Here is a 17,524-nt window from a genome sequence, read left to right as displayed (position 1 = left end):
TTTCTCTCTATTGTACTGAAAGCTGCCGCCATTGAAAAGGCGGTGCCCGCAATGGACACCGCCTCCTCTTATAATTTAATGGTTACAGTCACAACTTCGCTCTCTCCCGCGCGTAAATCTGACACTTCCTGTCGGGCAAGGCTCTCTACCTGCTCAGCTTCAGTGAACACAACCGGAGTGAGTGTGCTTTTCGCTTTTTCCTTCACTTCGTCAAGAGAAAATTCGATTAATGTATCACCGGCTTTGACTTTGTCGCCTTCTTTTACGTGACTTTCAAAGCCTTCTCCGTTCATGGAGACGGTCTCCAGCCCGATGTGTATTAAAATATCGAGACCTCCGTCTGATTTAATACCAAGCGCGTGCTTGGTGGGAAAAACTTGAACAACTTTCCCGTTTACAGGCGATACGACTCTTCCCTCGGATGGATCAACTGCAAAGCCGTCCCCCATCATTTTTTCTGAAAAAGTTGGGTCCGGCACTTCGGTTAGATCCACATAGGTGCCAGTAGCAGGCGATTTAATAATTACATCTTTTGGTTCTTCTTTTTTTCCGAATAATTTTTTCAGCATATTTATTCACCTCTCGTTTTCTATAGCCTTATTACAGGTACTTGAAACGTGATCATTGCTATTTAGGTGATTTGCATATAACTTAATTTCCGGATTTATCTCTAATGAGGTAAAAGAGCACAGCTGTCACGGTCAGCCACGCCCCCCCAGCAGCAAATCCTGCGGCTACATCACTCGGATAATGAACACCAAGGTATATTCGGCTGAATCCGATCGCAAGAATTAACAGCATTAATATCAGATTCAGGGAGATTTTTAATAGTTTGCTCTGTCCATAAATTGCAGTGAGCACCATCATCATTCCGTAAAGTGAAATAGCATTCATTGCATGTCCACTTGGAAAACTAAAGCCTGCCGCGTCAATAATCTGATTTAAATCCGGCCGATTTCTTTGAAAGGACAGCTTTAAAAAATCATTAAACACGGCAGCACCGCCGACTGCTGCGATAAAAAGCAACCCTTCTTTCCATTTTTTCTTCACAATTAAAAGCATGCTAATTAAGGTTGTCATTATAATAGTGAATTCCGCCGATGCGAGCGAAGTTATGAATTGAAACAGTGCGGCTCCTGGTGGTGAGATGTAGTCAGGAAGAGTTTCCATCACTTTTCTGTCAAAGGCACGCAGCTCCGTTCCTTTAATTTCTTCAGAAAGCTCTGCAAACACCGCTAGAAGCAGCAGGGATACCAGCAGAGCAGCAGTACTTAGTACGGCCCGTTGTATATTTACATTGTTTCTGTCCATATATATTATTTCACCATTTTCATCAGTTATGAGGTTTGAATTTATCGTAAACAGGTAAGGAAAACAATTATACAAGATTTGATGAAGAGGTGCTTATGTGATTGCTGTGCATTTTGATACATGGGTTTACCGATTGTTTCTGATATGGTACATATGCGGTATCATTTTATTATCTTTTCAATTAATTCCCCCTGCGCTTGAATGGTCAAACTCCGTATTTCTTATTCTGGCAGGCCTGTTAGGGATGTTATATTTTATTCGAAGCTATGGAACTGGAAGAGGTATGCTGCTTTCGCTGTATATTTTCTTATTCACGATGACAGCAGAAGGATTCGGAGTGGCATACGGAGTGTTCTTTGGTGATTATTTCTATAACTCTGATTTTGGGATGATGGTGCAGGGAGTACCCATTACTATCGGATTCGCATGGCTGATGGTCACTGCAACCACTCACGTACTGGCTAAGCGAATTCTCATTTTTATAAATAGATCGCACATGTTGGGCGCGGGCGGGCTCTCTGGGCAGCTGCTGCAGCGGCAATCTGCGCGGCTGTTTTTATTAAAATCTCTTCAGAAAGGAAGATGCTTAATGAAAAAAGCGGCAAAACAGCCGGCCTTTGAATGGATGTTTCATCAATATAACCGTGCTATTTTAAAAAAGCACTTCCACAGAATCTCATTTAGGTTTCATCCTCCAGCTGTCCCGGCTCCAGCGGTGTTTTTTGTAAATCACAGCAGCTGGTGGGATCCACTCATCATTCACTATGCAAACCGTGAACTTCTTCTGCATGACAGCTTTGCGATGATGGATGAAACGGGTCTTTCCTCCTACCCTTTTTTCCAGAAGTTAGGTGCTTTTTCGGTGTATAAGAAAAAGTCAAAGGAAGTCCTCCTCTCTTTGCGGTATGCTTCTTCGCTTCTTGATAACGATAAAAGTATCTGGTTATTTCCGCAGGGTGAAGAAAAGCATGCAGAGCGGCGTCCGCTGGAATTTATGGGTGGTCTTGCCTATCTTGCGAAAAAACATCCTGAGGTTCTCTTTATACCCGTCAGCGTTTATTATTCATTTATACATGAACAGAAACCTCAGGTGTTCTTGGAAATTGGTCGCAGCTGCCAAAAAAAAGATTTTCAAACACTTAACCGTCATAAAATTACATCTCAATTTGAAAAAATCTTAACAGAACAGCTGGACCAGCTTCGTTCAGCTGTTATACATGAAGAGCTGTCCCGTTTCAGCCTCCTCGTTAAAGGGAATACACCATTGAGTGAAGGGTATCGAAATTCTTTCTTGAAATAACAGCTGGTCTAAAAAAGGAGAAAGTTCATCCATGTTAATTGCTGTGATTACAAGCCTCCTGATCGCTTTTGGAATATGGCCAGCCGTAAACATGGTCAGTCTTCCGGTCCTTTCAAATACTGGATCTCCGAATTCAGGTAATAAAAGAGTAAGTGTACTCGTTCCATTGCGGAACGAAGAAAAAAATATTCCCAATCTGCTGAAAAGCTTAGAAAATCTTACATATTCGAATACGGAATATCTCCTACTGGATGATCAATCGGATGACAATACTCTTTCTTTGCTTGAGAAAGGTACTTGCGATTGGAGTAATATAAAAATAATACATGGTAAGCCACTGCCGAAAGGCTGGAGTGGTAAGGTACATGCCTGCCACCAATTGTCCGGAAAGGCTGGCGGGGAGATATACTTTTTTTTAGATGCAGATGTTTCTCTTCATCCCGAAACTATTACCGCAGTCTCTGCACTTTTAGAGAAGTCTCAAGCCGGGATGGTTACAGGTTTTCCACATTTTCCGATAAAGGGTCTCCTCAGCAGCATTCTTGTACCAATGCAGCATTTTCTTGTTTATTTTCATTTACCTATACGCAGGGCGAATACATCCCTCCACCCTGCCTTTACGGCTGCTCATGGATCTTTTATTGCTGTATTCTTTTTTTCATATTTTCTCTGTTTGTGCCCGGAAAAAAGGATGTATCATTAAAAATGAGTTCATACATCGGCTCAATTCTTTTCAGATTTACGTAGTCATAAAGAGATCTGCCGCATTCCTCGAATATTTCCTCGAGAAGGTGCGGCATGCTTAAAAACGTCGGCCCTAAATCAAACGTATATCCGTCTTTTTGGAAGCTGGAAGTCCTGCCTCCTACATAGGACTGTTTTTCAAAAATTGTGACCCGGCACCCACTGTTTTGCAGCAGCATACCTGCAGTTAACCCCCCTGGACCCGCCCCTATAATAATGATATTCTTTTCAGGCATTAAACCGCCCCTAACTGTTTAAACACTGCGTTGGATTTTTCAACATTTGTATAAGTTTATATACCCTTTGTACAATTTTCAAAACTACAGAAATGAAGCAGGTCAGATCCTAGTGCAGTAGTTATTTTACCGTAATATTATATTTCTTTAACCATACATTTACTTGATAGATATACGCTAACAGCTGCGGGCCGGTCATTAACTGACCGAACCAGGGCAGCGGCATAGAAGCGCCTTTAGAATCAATAAGATCCTTAACACGTTTACGATCGAGCAGCTCAAAAACTGGAGCATCTTTTTGCATTACTTCGGTTTCAAGTTTTTGAGCAATCAACTCCGTATATTTTGGATGGTGCGTTTTCGGGTAAGGGTTTTTCTTTCGGTAAAGAACATCATTTGGGAGAACTCCTTCGAGCGCTTTCCGAAGAATGCCCTTCTCTTTTCCATCTAGCTGCTTCCATTCCCCAGGGATATTCCACATATATTCAACAAGGTGATGATCTGCAAACGGGACGCGGACTTCAAGGCTTGCGCGCATACTCATTCTGTCTTTTCTTTCCAGGAGTGTGCTCATAAACCAATGCATATTCAAATACACCATTTGCTTATGTTTGCGCTGTGCCTCAGAATCACTGCTGCTGAGCGGAGTCTGGGCGATGGTATCGTTATATTTATTTATCATAAAAGATTTAAGTTGAATATTTTTACCCCAGTTTTTATGCAGAAGCTTCTGTCGTTCTAAAATGGAGTCCATCCACGGAAAACCGCTGCGATTGAGCAATTCTTCCCGGTAAAACCATGGATAGCCCCCAAATACTTCGTCAGCGCACTCCCCGGATAAAGCAACAACCGCATGTTTTTTTATTTCTCTGCAGAACCACAATAGAGAGGAATCGATGTCAGCCATCCCAGGGAGATCCCTTGCAACCACAGCTTCCTCAAGACCATCGATTAAATCTTCTATGGAAATAACACAATATTCATGTCTGGTACCTGCTTTTTTTATCATTTGATCAATATATTTTCTATCACTATCGGGCTGAAAATTGTTGGCTTTGAAATGTTTATCATTTTCTTCATAATCAATTGAAAACGTTCGCAGGGAGTAATTTGATTCCTTCGCTGCAAATGCTGTTAAAGCACTTGAATCAACCCCGCCGGATAAAAAAGTACTGATTGGAACATCTGATATTAACTGCCTGGAGGCAGCCTCGCTCAAAAGTTTATGAATTTGTTTTACGGATTCATCCAATGTTTCTTCATGCCTGTAGTTTTTCACATCCCAATAACGGTTCTCACGTCGGCCGGTCCTCGTAATTGTCATACAGTGAGCAGGCTTTAATTCGTTTATTCCGGCAAACACCGCACTGCCCGGCACTCTCGATGGACCAAGGCTGAAGAGCTCCGCCACTCCTTGTTCATCGATTACCGCCTTTACTTTGTCGTTTGCCAGCAAAGCTTTAATTTCAGAGCCGAAAAGAAATTCCCTGTCCGGGCAAGTGTAAAATAACGGCTTTACACCGAGACGGTCTCTTGCTAAAAATAAAGTCTCTCTTTCTTCATCCCAAACAGCAAAAGCAAAAATTCCATTTAAATTTTCTACACACATCGGTCCCCATTCAATATAAGCAGTCAGCAGCACTTCAGTGTCTGAATGTGAGCTGAAGGTATGGCCTTTCTTCAAGAGCTGCCGCCGTAATGCTTCTGTGTTATAAAGCTCTCCATTATAAACAAGTGCGTACTTATTGGACCCGTGCTGTTTTATCATCGGCTGCTTTCCGCCATCCGGGTCAATAACAATGAGTCGGGTATGGCCGAAAGCAATATGCTTCTCTCCATAAAATCCTTGTTGATCCGGACCTCTGTATGAGAGAGTGTTTGTCATGCTTTCGACTGTTTTTCGTTCCCTTTCCATGTTTTTATCATAGGAAAGCCATCCTGTAATGCCGCACATACCAAAATCCCCCTCCGGATGCATATCTATTTTTATGCTATTCCGGAGGGAGAAATGGTGTGCGAATATATATTTTTGCTGCATTCAACAAAAATCATGTTTTTTGAAAAATTACCCAATAGTTCGCGGTTTAATTACTCTTCATCTTTATACTTTCTTCAAGTGGAACAAATACCAGCCGCCTTCTTTCACAATCGGGTCAACATCTTTAACCTTCCAGCCGGTTTTTTTGGCGTATTGTTTGATCTCTTTTTCTGAAGGGAGAGGAAACAGGTTATCGTGTGCAGACATAAAGCTATTGAAAGCAGCCGAAAATGCTTTTCCGTGTGCTGCATCATGGATGGGGGTCATCACTAGCATTCTTCCTTTATTTGATACGATATCGGTTGCCTTCTCAAACAGCTGCTGTCTGTCATCAGTGGGAAAGTAATAAAGAATATTATTCAACATAATCAGATCTGTTTTTGCCTTCCCGGTCTCCAAATTTGTTAAATCCTCATGCTTTATATTTATTGTTGTGTCAGCCATTCTTTTTTTTGCCTCTTCGACTATTTCTTCATGTATTTCAATTCCAGTCAATGATAAGCCTGGTTTTTTCTCATGAATGCGGTGGAGATATCCTCCGTATCCACATCCCATATCTATAACAGATTTTACTTTATGTTTTTTTATGCAATTCATTACTTTGGGAAAGGCCAGTGTCTCTAATAATTCAGATGTTTCCGCTACGGTCTTGCCAAAATCAGCTTCCATATAGTTAATTTTTTCCCTGCCTGCCATCAAGTCTTTATAAGCAAGCATTGTCGGGATATGGAGCTCCAACATCTCTTTTAAAAGTGCTCCTACTGAATCAGGACTGTGTTTTGAAATATATTGAATACATGTTTTATCACTTTTTATTTTTCCATTACCTTTATTGTTTAAATGGCCGACTGCAAGACCGACCTCTACCCAGCGGTTTAACAGAGTTTTATCAAGCTGGTATACATCCGCTATCTTTTCAGGATGTTCTGGCTTTTTAAAATGATCAAACAAATCCAGACTGTATCCTAAATGAGCATGCCATGTAGGCAGAAATGATTCATTTTTCTTCATCCATTTTCTTGCCTGCAGCAGCTTCTTCCATTCTTGAAGCATCATCTCTCACCTCATTTATAGTATACTTGCAGCGTACAGAAAAGTACTGTAAGCAGATTGTGTTATGAGCAGAGAGATTCTCTCTCACATGTTGAACTACCGTTCCCCTTAAATTATTCTAATAAACCTTAAAATACGACAAAACCCGGCTTCTGCCGGGTTTTTGCACGGATAAATAAACATTTTATTTTGTATAGGCTGATAAAATTGCATCCACTTTTCCGCCATATGCTTCACCGAAAATATTAAGGTGGACAAATAAATAATACAGTTGGTATAAAGGCATCCGTTCTTTAAATTCAGACGAGATTGGGATGATTTCCCCATACGCATCATACACTCTTTTTGAAAACCCTCCGAATAAAAATGTAAAGGCCAGCTCAAACTCATAATCCCCATACCAGACTGCAGGATCAATCAAATAGGGAATACCCTTTTTTCCAGTAATCCAATTTCCACCCCACAGATCCCCGTGAAGCTTTACTGCCTGCCGATCCTTTGGAACCCATTTCGAGAGGTGATTTAAAATATAATTTGCTTTTCTTGCTCGTTCCAGTGGCAGCCTGCCAAGCATACGCGCTAAATCTATCTGTGGTCTCAACCGCTGTTCCCGCAAAAAATCTATCCATGATACTTCCCAGCTGTTTCCTTGAGGAAGCTCCCCAATATAATTATCTTCTTCGAGGCCAAAAAATGTTCCAGTTACAGAGTGCAGTGCTGCTAAACCGCGGCCAAGAAGCTCATCGGAATGTGAGGTGGCATTTCCTGAAACAGGTTCCATAACAATAAACTTCTTTCCCCATCCATAAACTTCCGGAACTGGAAGTGCATCCGGTTCCTTTAAAAATTCTAAACCAAAAGCTTCCTGCCTAAAAAAGTCAGTTGGGGCTTCATCATGCCACTTAATAAAATATCTCTGGCTTTTCGTATTGACTAAATACGCGGAGCTGATACTGCCCCCCGTTATTTCCTTTACATCTAAAACCTTCTCATTTACACCGATCGCATTTAAGCTTTTTTCCAGTTTTGCATTCATAGATTCTCCCGCTTTCGCAGCCATTCTAAAAAGTGAGTACAGCTACTCTCTATTAATAAATATGTATCGTCAAAATTCCCGTTGAAATAGGGATCAGGAACATTGCCGCCGCGCTGAAACGGATGAAAATCAAGTAACTTTCCTATAAAAGCAGATTGTTCTGTCATTTTCAAATCCATTAATGCATGCATATTATCATCATCCATCACTAATATGTAGTCAAATTCAACGGCATCACTGCTTTTAATTTGGCTGGCCCGAAGCGATGTACCATCAATACCCTGATTATCGAGCACCTTCAGTGTACCACGATGCGGAGCATCTCCCTCATGCCAGTTACCAATACCTGCGGACGCTGACTCGATAAAATTTTCGAGACCAGCCTGTTTTGTTTTATATGTAAAAATGGATTCAGCCATTGGTGATCTGCAAATGTTTCCTAAACATACAAATAAAACTCTTACTTTCACTTCATCATTCTCCCTTTTTACATCATTATACCTATCCCCGCAGTCTCTTTCAAAGTTATTAAAAACCTGGCCATACACCTGGTCAAATATTGAAAAATTTCATCATTGAAGATGAGTTTTACTTAAAGTGTAAAAAAACCGCCCTGCACTTTTCAGGCAGAAACGGATTTTCAACCGTACTCATCTCAAGTATAAACATTCACTAGTAAGCCTTTAATTTCTCCAACCATATCTAAAATTTCCAGACTATTTTTTTCTTTTTCAACGACTGCATTTGTTAACTCAAGCAGTTTTTTGTCGACTTCTTCTATTACTTTATAAATCTTTGTACGGCCTCTTCGGTTAAACCCTCGTTTTTCTTCTAAAGAAAGACCATGGTCTACCGCATCTTTCATAAATTCCCTGACCATTTGTTTATACTTGCGCAGTTCTTCCACTGTTCTCGATTCTGCAAGTGTCTTCCCCTGATCTTCAATTCTTTCCATCATCTGCGTGTAGCGTTCGTTGGATTTTTCCTGGCGGCGCCCACTCATAATTTCAGTGAAAGAAACTTTAGGCTCAACTGCCTGCTGACTTCTTGCAGCTGGTTTTTCTGGCTGTATTTTTCCTAGACGTTGGATTTCCATCTATTTCACGCCTTTAATATAGAATTTATATTCATATAGTTTAACACAAATCAGATTAGAAAAGTGGCTGGGACAAAAGTAAATTATTTATTGCAAAATCCAGACGATTTACTCTATCTATACTATCGGTTCGAAACTCTGATATTTAAAACAAAAAACTCTTGAGCAGTTTTCACTGTTCAAGAGTTTGTATCATTTCTGTTTCCTCTTCTCAAGGTATGAGTTCCATATTTGTCTGATAATTCTTTAAGTGTCTTATCAAGTTTTGCTTCTTTTATATCTTTTTCGTAAGAAAACAAATCTAACTGTTTATATTCTTCTGAAAGAGGAATAACTTCCGCTCCTGTTATTCCAAGTAGTCGGACAGGTGTACCGGTCCAATATTTATTAAAAAGAACCAGGGCTTCTCGATTAATATCCGCCGCTTTCTTGACTGGATTTTGCAATTTTTTTCTACGGGAAACATTTTTTCGATCACTATAGCGTATTTGAATTTGCAGTGATGGAGCACAAACCTGTTTTCTTTTCATACGCTCTTCTACTTTTTCAGCCAGTTTGTAAATGACTTTTTTAAGTTCTACAAATTGATCTTCATCATAAGGAAGCGTTGTTGAACTTCCAACACTCTTCGTTTCATTTGCCGCTTCCGGATTAACATCACGGAAATCTTCACCATTAGCACGTTGATACAGCTTGCTTCCCATAATGCCAAACCGCGTATACAAGGAAGATTCCGAATATTGTGCGAGACCGCCGATGGTAGTAATATTCCATTCTTTTAGTTTTGCTGCGGTTTTCTCTCCCACACCGTGCATTTCTTCGATCGGGAGCGGCCATAATTTAAGCGGCAGCTCCCGCTTGCGAAGGACTGTTATACCCATCGGCTTTTTCATATCACTGGCCATTTTCGCTAAAAATTTGTTGGGTGCAACACCGATACTGCAAGGAAGACCCTGCTCACGATATAACCTATTTTGAATATGTGCTGCTAAATCGACAGCTGCCCCTTCTTTAAATGCTGCCGTCATATCCATATATCCTTCGTCAATCGACACCGGCTCCACCAGATCAGTAAAATTTTCTAAATACTCAAACATCCTCTGTGAAGCTGCCCGGTATTTTATAAAATCAGGTGGTCGAATGATTAACTCCGGACATTTTTTTAATGCTTCCCACACAGGCATGGTCGTTTTCACACCTTTTGCCCTGGCTTCATAACTTGCAGTGACTACGATTCCCCGTCGTTCCTTTGGGTTTCCGGCAATTGCGAGTGGTTTGCCTTTTAATGCAGGATCGTACAGTCGTTCAACCGAAGCATAAAAGCTGTTCATATCAATGTGAAAAATGACTTTGCCCTTCCACGATTGCATCTGCATCAATCCTGCCCCCTTCACTGCTTTTATAATCATATTTTACCACTTCTTAAGCTGGGAAAAAATTTAATGCTGTGTTAGGATGTAACCAAAAGGAGGCCCGCCATTGCAAACCTATTATGAAAAGACACTTTTATTTGTAGAAACTTTAAATAAACTCATTCAGCTTACAACAGAAAAAAAACCCACTGTAAGTGAGCTTGCAGTTTTATTAGGCTGCTCAGAAGAATTAGTGCTTGAATCAATGGAGTTTGGAAGGCGCACTCTGTACGCCCCTTCAACTATACACTAGCTTTGCTCCAGCGTTTGGCTTGTTTTATCAACCCACTGCACAAAATCATTTCCATGAAATTCCTTATTAGCCTCTCTTAAAAAATGATGTAGATTGTCCAGAAACATTTTATTTTCATTACTTTCCTCAAAAAAGTTCTCAATAAATTCAAGAACTCGATGTCCCAGCTCACTGGAAGCCTCACGTACTTTTTTTCCTTTTCCAGTGAGTAGTACATACGAAACTCTCAGGTCGTTATCATTTTTTACTGTGGTAACTAGTTGTTTCTCTTTTAATCGTTTTACAATCTGCATTACCGTTGAGAGATCCCAAAGTCCAATTTCAGCGACTCGCGACATCGTCGCTTTCTTCTCCATATGAATGATCCACAAGATATGCTGTTCTGCCTGCGTGATACCTAACTGTTTCGCTGAGTTCTGCCAATCCTCTTCGATTACTTTATGCATCCCCCGGAATAAATTCAGCAGGGTATGATAATTCGGATGATTTGCTTCCATAGTTTCTCTCCTTTAGCGATTAAATACGGTGCAGTACTAAATTAAATAATTTCTAAGCACAGCATCCTGATTGACCATGGCCTTATTCAATCCGCCAGAGTTTCCTCAATAATCGCACCTATCATTTCAGTTATTTTCACTAATTCACTTACGGGAATTTTTTCGTTTGTTGTATGAATATCTTCATAGCCTACTGCAAGATTGACCGTAGGGACGCCGTATCCACTTATAATATTACCGTCACTACCTCCGCCACTTCGCAGTAATTTAGGTTTTCTTCCTATTCTTTCTGCGGCTTTCATTGCCACAGCCACTACCTGGTCGGAGGATGAAAGTTTATAACCGGGATACATCAGCTCCGTTTCTATTTCTGCACTAGATCCCATCTTGTCAGCTGCGTTCTTAAATGCCTGTTCCATGGCAGCAACCTGTTTATCAAGCTTATTTTTTACAAGGGATCTCGCTTCGGCGAGTATTCCGACCTGGTCACAGACGATGTTAGTCTGTGAACCGCCTTCAAACCGTCCAATATTGGCAGTTGTATCTTCATCAATTCGGCCAAGCGGCATATTCGCTATCGCTTTAGAAGCAACAGTAATAGCCGAAATACCTTTTTCAGGCGCTACCCCTGCGTGAGCTGTTTTTCCGTTAACTATAATTTTCAGCTTTGCCTGATATGGAGCAGCTACAACTATCTCTCCTACCTCACCGTCGCTGTCAAGCGCATAGCCATAATCCGCCTGAAGCAAAGAGGAGTCAAGTGCTTTAGCTCCGACAAGACCTGATTCTTCGCCGACCGTGATCACAAACTGAATAGTTCCATGAGGAATTTCATTTTCCTGTATCGTTTTTATACTCTCCAGCATCGCAGCAATGCCGGCTTTATCATCTGCTCCAAGAATCGTGCTTCCATCAGATGTTATGTAGCCATTTTCTTCAATGGGCTTTATGCCATTTCCCGGAACGACAGTATCCATATGGGATGTAAAATAAATAGTTTCCACTCCCTCCTCGTTCCCCTTTAATGTACAAATTAAATTACCTGCACCATGTTCTGTAGTTTCTTCTGCATTATCTTCTGTCACTTCGAGCCCGAGAGCCGTAAACTTCTCTTTTAAGATATCGGCAATTTTTCTTTCATTTTTTGTTTCTGAATCAATTTGTACTAATTCTTTAAATACTTCAATTAATCTTTTTTCATTTATCATACAAATCCTCCTGCTTTTTAGGTTCGCATAATTCATATAATACTTTTCCAGCAGATGCCGGATGTAAAAAAGCAACTTCTGCTCCACCTGCGCCTCTTGACGATTTATCCTGAAGAGTACGAATTCCTGAGTCTCTTAATTCTTTAAGCCTTTCGTTAATATTAGTTACTCCAAGCGCCACGTGGTGAATTCCTTCTCCTTTTTTTTCTAAGAAAGTATGAAGCGGACCCTCGTTGCCAAGTGGTTCGAGCAGTTCAATTTTTGAATTGCCAATTTTAATAAATGCAACCTTTACACCTTGTTCCTTTACTTCTTCCATACCTGCAAGCTCTAAATGTAAATGGTCTAAATAAAATGGCAGCTGATCTTTTATTGATCTTACTGCAATCCCAATATGATCAATTCTTTCCGGGGGGTTATTCATTCATCTCGTCCTCCTCCGCAGGATATTGGTTCCTGCATCTATTTTATCAGAAATATACTTGAGGAATTACCAGTTTCAATTTAAAATAGAAGTTAATATTGTTCGTTTGGAGGGACAAGCATGCCAAAGAAATTTCAAAAAACGGTTATTTACATTATGATTATTACACTTGTAGTCGGCAGCCTGTTGACAGGTGCTGCTACTTTTATGTAGTAAAAAGCGGGGCCGTTTAGGAGCCCCGTTTTTATTTATACTTTAAGGAAAGCTTTCCCCTTTTGGATCCTGAGTTCAGAAAAGTTTTTCATTCATTCTCTTCCCGGCAGCTTCCACCATATATTATAAATGACCAAGATCCTCTTCAAGGTAGTATGGTTTTTCAGATGGTATTAGATGTCGTTCAGCCGCCAGCGCGGCAAAGCTTTTATTTTCATTCACGATTAACACCTTAGTACCTTCTTTTACTCGTTCAAATAATTCATCAACTTCTTCGTTCCTCATGCGCACACACCCCTGTGACACATAATGTCCGATAGACTCCGGTCTGTTGGTGCCGTGAATTCCATAAATCCGTCCATTGGTTTCATCTGCATCAAAACCGATCCACCGGCTTCCCAGAGGATTCTTCGGATCTCCGCCTGCGATATTTAATTTGCGATAGTACGGACGGACTGCTTTTACTACCACTGTGAATTCACCTTCCGGCGTCATGTCCTGCTTTTTTCCTGTTCCCACTGGATATGGATTCCCAATTTCCCCATCTTCAATGTAAACTAGATGATTCGTTTGTTTATTAATAATAATGTAGGGGTCTCCCGGCTCCGGCTCTGAATTTAATGGCCAGAGAAGTGAGAAAATAAGAAACATGGATAGGATTTTCAAAATACCAACACCTCATTTACCTTATGGTGTTAATTAGTATCTGAATTTCCTCTATCTCTATTCAGCCTTTTGCCCGAGACCGTATGAGTTCTTTTAGGGTCAGGCTTGAACATTTTTTTAATGAGCAAATATTCTTCAAGCTCATGAAGAATATAGAACAGGGAGGACCGAACTTCAAACTCTTCCCTGGTTACCGGAAGATCCATCTCTTTAATTTCCCTCCTCAGCTCCTCGAGCGACATTAGAAAATATCCTGCTGTATTCCCGGGAGATACCGCTTCGCTTAATTCCTCCATGAACTCTGCCATCTTTCTTCCTTGTATTACTGAGCGGTCAAGAGAAGAAATGAATGGTAATATTCTTTCTAAGACCGCAAATTGTTTTTCTCTCATTTTGAAATAGTGATAAAAATAATCATCATTTCTTAAGAAATGATTTTCGATATTTTTTAGGGCTTCCCCTTTTCCTTCCTCAATTATTGCAGATACTTCAGAAATCTCCTTTCCATCCCAAAGGACATCTCCTTCACGAAGATAAGCAGCATACTCCTGCCATATTTTACGAAAGCAGTCTTCAAGCTTTACCTGGTACCAAATAAGCTTTTTTTCAGCATCGGGCATGTATGCATTCATCAACAGTGCTACACCAGTACCGATAATTACCAGTCCTGTCTCATTCAAAAGAATATCAAATGATACATTTTCCAATGTATAGAGATGCAGCATAATAACCGCACTTGTTACTACCCCTCTTTTCACTCCGGCAGCAACAGCTGTAGGTATAAATAAAAGAAATAAGATGACAAGCGTAATTGGATGATATCCAATTATTTCAAACAACAGGCCGGCGATCGCAAGACCAATCAAGGAGGCGATTACTCTTTCTACCGACGCCCGCAGGGAATCTTTTCTTGTCACAGTAATGCATAAAATCGTAATTATACCTGCAGAAACATAAAAATCAAGTTGAAGCAGCTGAGCTGTAAATATGGCTAGAGCCGTTCCTACAGCAGTCTTTAACGTCCTGTACCCAATTTTAAATGTTCCCAATAGCTGCCTCTCCTTTCTTCCTCAAATATATAGAAATCTCTTCATCGATACAAGCACATAAAAACAAATCTTATTTTGAAAAACTTGGCTTCAATAGCTTGAGGGAAAGACTCCGTAGGCAGTGTCATCTTGTCGAGGACCAAGCCCCGTGGAAAGCGTCCGCCTGCAGGGATGAAATCAACAAATTCTTTCTTAATTCTTTTAAGAAAATAAAAAAACTGGCAGACCGCCAGTTTTTTTTCTATATTCTTATATATGTATAGGTTTTGGCGCGCCTACCAGGATTCGAACCTGGAATACGAGAACCGGAATCTCGCGTGATATCCATTTCACCATAGGCGCATTATTATCATGTTTTTAGTCAGGAGTAAATGACGACATAAATTATGTTACATAAATTCTCTAAAAAAGTCAATATTATTTAAATATATTAATTAAGACGACTGTTCGGCAGATCCCGGCAGCCGCCATATTGAGGATGTTATTTTTCCATCGCTTCTCCATCTCGCAGCATTTTCTCAAATTTTTCTGCGATTTGATCTTGATCATATCCAAGGTCATGAAGGCGCTTAGTAAAATGCTGAGCGTAATATTTTGTCCGTTCTGCCATTTTTTTATATTTTTTTGCTTCAGAAGATTTTTTAACAGTTTTTGCTCTGTTTTCTGCGTTTGACATGATGCTCTCTACTACAAATAGTGATTTCCAAAGATCTTCTTCCCTAAAATCTTCCGCCTGTCCATCCAATGCCTTAATTACATCCTGATAATATTTTCGGAATTCAGTAAACTCAATTTCCTCATCCATATTCAAGTAAATTTGTACCTGCTCATAATATTGATCCATTTTCATTCCGCCTTTTTATGTTGCTATTGAATAATCAAAAGCCATTATATCATACTCAAGTAATCAATCGGACGTAAAAGCAGAAGTATTTTATCCGAACCCGTAGGGAACACTTCTATAGAAGAAATGAGGTTAGAAAGTCTAGCTTTTAGAAACGTTGACTTATTAAGTAAGCATACAAAAAACGTCTAATTCGGGTGCGGTACTAAAGAAAAAAACGAAGTCCAGTTTAAATCGAGCCGGACTTCGTTTTCTTCATAAACCGTTACAGTGTATTTGAGAATGTTCTTTTATTATTTAACAGTATTCATCAAATGCTTTTTCGAGCTTCTGAACAACTTCAATCGGCTCATGGCCTTCAATTTCATGGCGTTCTACCATCCGTTGAATCTGTCCATCCTTGACAAGCGCAAAGGAAGGCGATGAAGGTGCATAGCCAGTGAAATAAGAGCGTGCTTTATCTGTTGCTTCTTTATCCTGACCAGCAAATACGGTGACAAAACGATCCGGCTTCTTTTCATAATTTTTCATGTAGGCAGCAGCTGGACGTGCAATTCCTCCTGCACAGCCACAGACAGAATTCACCATAACTAGCGTTGTACCTTCCTGTGTAAGAGTTGATTCTACTTCCTCAGGAGTGTTCAGCGAGGTGTAGCCCGCTTCTTCCATTTCATTTCTTGCTGTTTGTACCACGTCATTTATATAAAAGTTAAAATCCATAAAACCATCCCTTCCTTTTCTCGTTTTCATATTTATTGTACCGAAAAATATGAGAAAAGAACAAGTAAGTTCACTTCAAAATCAATTAAGACTGCTCGCCTTCCGACAGTGCAGTTTTTAGATTTTCGATGTTACTTCTCATGATGCTGAAATAATCTTCTTTTGATTCTATATCTTTTTCCGTCAGCGATTCTAAATTATGCAGAGACAATGCCTCCGCTCCCGCTTCTTCCTGAACTACCTCAGCGACTTTAGAAGATACATTTTGTTCAAACATCACATAGTTTAAATTATTTTCTTCCGCAAGAGCAATAATGCTTTGTAGATCTTTCTGTGATGGTTCATTATTAGGCGATAAACCGGAAATACCTATTTGATTAATACCATATCTGTCCTCCCAATATCCGTAACCGGCATGAGAAACTAAAAATGTATCCTTCTCAGCACTCTCTGCCATCGCTGTAAATTCTTCATCAAGTTCATTCAGATCATTTTGTAATTCAGCATAATTTTCTTCAAAATCTTCTTTGTGTTCAGGCATTAACTCAATAAACTCATTCTTAATTTTTTCTGCTCCTTCAGCAGCTAATAGTGGATCCAGCCAAACGTGTGGATCTTGATCGCTGTGAGCGTGATCCTCTTCTTCGTGACTTTCTCCCTCTCCATGTTCATGAGCCTCTTCTTCCTCTGCGTGATTATGTTCATCCTCATTTTCTGAACTATTCTCCTCGTGTTTTTCTTCTCCAGCTTCATGGTCATGACCTGTAAATTCTTGCAGAGCCATATCTTCAGTAACTTTAATTGAGGCCGTGCCCTCTTCTTCTGCTGTTTCGTTAATAGCATCTGCAAATCCGTCCATCCCTGCTCCATTATAGATGAACGCATCAGCTTCTGCCACGTCCACTAATGTTTGAGCAGTTGGTTCAAAGCTGTGGACGTCTGCTCCGGCTGGAACGAGGTTTTCAACCTCTGCGTATTCACCGCCGATTTTTTCTGCAAAAGCTTCCCAGGCATATAGAGTCGTATATATCTTTAAAATATCTTCTTTCCCTTCTGTTTCACTGCCCTCATCCTGCTCATTCGATGAGCAAGCGGTTATCACCATCATAAAAGTCAGTATACATAGCAAAAACAAGACTTTCTTCATCGGTTACTCCTTTCGACATACCTTTCGTAATCATTACGTTTTATGACTATTGTAGTTTATCGTATGAATTACGATTTGTAAACAAGAATAATTCTATTTAACAAGAATATAGACTATCAGCCCATTTATTTCATAAAAAAACCAATCCTCTAGACTGACCTAGTTATATGAGACAGTAATAAAACACCTTCTTAGGCTACCATGTCACCAAAATCTATTGGTGTATGGTAGCCTAATTTTTCTTGGATACGCTCATTGTTATAATACTTCATAAATT

The 17,524-nt window shown here is 40.1% G+C and carries 21 protein-coding genes and 1 tRNA gene; 4 read left to right on the top strand and 18 right to left on the bottom strand.

The features are described 5' to 3' along the window. Positions 1 to 68: 68 nt before the first annotated feature. Positions 69 to 569 carry a PTS sugar transporter subunit IIA gene (locus ACE4RR_RS06930; protein ID WP_375534682.1) on the bottom strand — a complete coding sequence of 167 codons (501 nt, stop codon included), beginning with the start codon at positions 567 to 569 and terminating at the stop codon, positions 69 to 71. An 82-nt stretch (positions 570 to 651) separates the two neighbouring features. Continuing rightward, positions 652 to 1,311, bottom strand: a complete 660-nt coding sequence (locus tag ACE4RR_RS06925) for a phosphatase PAP2 family protein (protein ID WP_375534681.1) — start codon at positions 1,309 to 1,311, stop codon at positions 652 to 654. A gap of 97 nt (positions 1,312 to 1,408) precedes the next feature. On the opposite strand from ACE4RR_RS06925, the gene ACE4RR_RS06920 reads away from it, so the two are divergent. Then, positions 1,409 to 2,611 (top strand): carotenoid biosynthesis protein, encoded by a 1,203-nt coding sequence (locus tag ACE4RR_RS06920; RefSeq protein WP_375534680.1) that lies wholly within the window; start codon positions 1,409 to 1,411, stop codon positions 2,609 to 2,611. A gap of 31 nt (positions 2,612 to 2,642) precedes the next feature. Next, positions 2,643 to 3,314, top strand: coding sequence for a glycosyltransferase family 2 protein (locus ACE4RR_RS06915; RefSeq protein ID WP_375534679.1), 672 nt, complete (start codon positions 2,643 to 2,645; stop codon positions 3,312 to 3,314). Here the strand turns inward: ACE4RR_RS06915 and ACE4RR_RS06910 are convergent. The 7 genes from ACE4RR_RS06910 to ACE4RR_RS06880 all read right to left on the bottom strand — a co-directional run bounded on the left by ACE4RR_RS06910 (position 3,250) and on the right by ACE4RR_RS06880 (position 10,223). Then, entirely contained in the window at positions 3,250 to 3,591 is a 342-nt protein-coding gene (locus ACE4RR_RS06910; protein ID WP_375534678.1) for an NAD(P)-binding protein, read from the bottom strand. The genes ACE4RR_RS06915 and ACE4RR_RS06910 overlap by 65 nt on opposite strands. Before the next feature lie 121 nt (positions 3,592 to 3,712). Then, entirely contained in the window at positions 3,713 to 5,545 is a 1,833-nt protein-coding gene (asnB, locus tag ACE4RR_RS06905; RefSeq protein ID WP_375534677.1) for an asparagine synthase (glutamine-hydrolyzing), read from the bottom strand. Positions 5,546 to 5,692: 147 nt separating this feature from the next. After that, entirely contained in the window at positions 5,693 to 6,685 is a 993-nt protein-coding gene (locus tag ACE4RR_RS06900) for a class I SAM-dependent methyltransferase (protein WP_375534676.1), read from the bottom strand. Between the two features lie 181 nt (positions 6,686 to 6,866). After that, positions 6,867 to 7,718 carry a fructosamine kinase family protein gene (locus tag ACE4RR_RS06895; protein ID WP_375534675.1) on the bottom strand — a complete coding sequence of 284 codons (852 nt, stop codon included), beginning with the start codon at positions 7,716 to 7,718 and terminating at the stop codon, positions 6,867 to 6,869. Next, the gene (locus ACE4RR_RS06890) at positions 7,715 to 8,188 is read right to left on the bottom strand and encodes a low molecular weight protein-tyrosine-phosphatase (RefSeq protein ID WP_375534674.1); all 474 of its coding nucleotides are present in this window, start codon (positions 8,186 to 8,188) and stop codon (positions 7,715 to 7,717) included. Before ACE4RR_RS06890 ends, ACE4RR_RS06895 begins: the two co-directional genes overlap by 4 nt. Before the next feature lie 185 nt (positions 8,189 to 8,373). After that, complete coding sequence (locus ACE4RR_RS06885) at positions 8,374 to 8,814, bottom strand: YaaR family protein (protein WP_375534673.1); 441 nt, start codon at positions 8,812 to 8,814, stop codon at positions 8,374 to 8,376. A 179-nt stretch (positions 8,815 to 8,993) separates the two neighbouring features. Beyond that, complete coding sequence (locus ACE4RR_RS06880) at positions 8,994 to 10,223, bottom strand: DNA polymerase IV (RefSeq protein WP_375534672.1); 1,230 nt, start codon at positions 10,221 to 10,223, stop codon at positions 8,994 to 8,996. A gap of 70 nt (positions 10,224 to 10,293) precedes the next feature. Here ACE4RR_RS06880 and ACE4RR_RS06875 point away from each other — a divergent pair, with 70 nt between their 5' ends. Continuing rightward, on the top strand, positions 10,294 to 10,479 hold the full coding sequence (locus ACE4RR_RS06875; RefSeq protein WP_375534671.1) for a hypothetical protein: 186 nt from the start codon (positions 10,294 to 10,296) through the stop codon (positions 10,477 to 10,479). Here ACE4RR_RS06875 and ACE4RR_RS06870 read toward each other — a convergent pair. The 3 genes from ACE4RR_RS06870 to mce all read right to left on the bottom strand — a co-directional run bounded on the left by ACE4RR_RS06870 (position 10,476) and on the right by mce (position 12,608). Next, complete coding sequence (locus ACE4RR_RS06870) at positions 10,476 to 10,976, bottom strand: transcriptional regulator, SarA/Rot family (RefSeq protein WP_375534670.1); 501 nt, start codon at positions 10,974 to 10,976, stop codon at positions 10,476 to 10,478. The two genes, ACE4RR_RS06875 and ACE4RR_RS06870, sit on opposite strands and share 4 nt — an antisense overlap. An 86-nt stretch (positions 10,977 to 11,062) precedes the next feature. Continuing rightward, the gene (locus ACE4RR_RS06865) at positions 11,063 to 12,184 is read right to left on the bottom strand and encodes a M20/M25/M40 family metallo-hydrolase (protein ID WP_375534669.1); all 1,122 of its coding nucleotides are present in this window, start codon (positions 12,182 to 12,184) and stop codon (positions 11,063 to 11,065) included. Continuing rightward, positions 12,174 to 12,608 carry a methylmalonyl-CoA epimerase gene (mce, locus tag ACE4RR_RS06860; RefSeq protein ID WP_375534668.1) on the bottom strand — a complete coding sequence of 145 codons (435 nt, stop codon included), beginning with the start codon at positions 12,606 to 12,608 and terminating at the stop codon, positions 12,174 to 12,176. Before mce ends, ACE4RR_RS06865 begins: the two co-directional genes overlap by 11 nt. A gap of 120 nt (positions 12,609 to 12,728) precedes the next feature. Between mce and prli42 the strand changes: the two genes are divergently transcribed. Further along, the gene (gene prli42, locus ACE4RR_RS06855; protein ID WP_375534667.1) at positions 12,729 to 12,821 is read left to right on the top strand and encodes a stressosome-associated protein Prli42; all 93 of its coding nucleotides are present in this window, start codon (positions 12,729 to 12,731) and stop codon (positions 12,819 to 12,821) included. Positions 12,822 to 12,944: 123 nt separating this feature from the next. On the opposite strand, the gene ACE4RR_RS06850 is transcribed toward prli42, so the two are convergent. The 6 genes from ACE4RR_RS06850 to ACE4RR_RS06825 form a co-directional block, all read right to left on the bottom strand. After that, entirely contained in the window at positions 12,945 to 13,472 is a 528-nt protein-coding gene (locus ACE4RR_RS06850) for a L,D-transpeptidase (RefSeq protein ID WP_375534886.1), read from the bottom strand. Between the two features lie 44 nt (positions 13,473 to 13,516). Beyond that, entirely contained in the window at positions 13,517 to 14,536 is a 1,020-nt protein-coding gene (locus ACE4RR_RS06845; protein ID WP_375534666.1) for an aromatic acid exporter family protein, read from the bottom strand. A gap of 267 nt (positions 14,537 to 14,803) precedes the next feature. Further along, positions 14,804 to 14,878, bottom strand: a tRNA-Arg gene (locus ACE4RR_RS06840). A 139-nt stretch (positions 14,879 to 15,017) separates the two neighbouring features. Further along, positions 15,018 to 15,380 (bottom strand): hypothetical protein, encoded by a 363-nt coding sequence (locus tag ACE4RR_RS06835; protein WP_375534665.1) that lies wholly within the window; start codon positions 15,378 to 15,380, stop codon positions 15,018 to 15,020. A 297-nt stretch (positions 15,381 to 15,677) separates the two neighbouring features. Further along, positions 15,678 to 16,100: a BrxA/BrxB family bacilliredoxin gene (locus ACE4RR_RS06830; protein ID WP_375534664.1), complete on the bottom strand. Its 423-nt coding sequence runs from the start codon at positions 16,098 to 16,100 to the stop codon at positions 15,678 to 15,680. Positions 16,101 to 16,185: 85 nt separating this feature from the next. Further along, positions 16,186 to 17,247 carry a metal ABC transporter solute-binding protein, Zn/Mn family gene (locus ACE4RR_RS06825; protein ID WP_375534663.1) on the bottom strand — a complete coding sequence of 354 codons (1,062 nt, stop codon included), beginning with the start codon at positions 17,245 to 17,247 and terminating at the stop codon, positions 16,186 to 16,188. Positions 17,248 to 17,524: the final 277 nt, after the last annotated feature.

The sequence above is a fragment of the Alteribacillus sp. HJP-4 genome (assembly GCF_042139015.1).
In the GTDB taxonomy this organism is placed as follows: Bacteria; Bacillota; Bacilli; order Bacillales; family Marinococcaceae; genus JBHIKY01.
The sequence above is the reverse complement of the archived record's forward strand: the minus strand, read 5'-3'. Positions and strand labels throughout refer to the sequence as shown.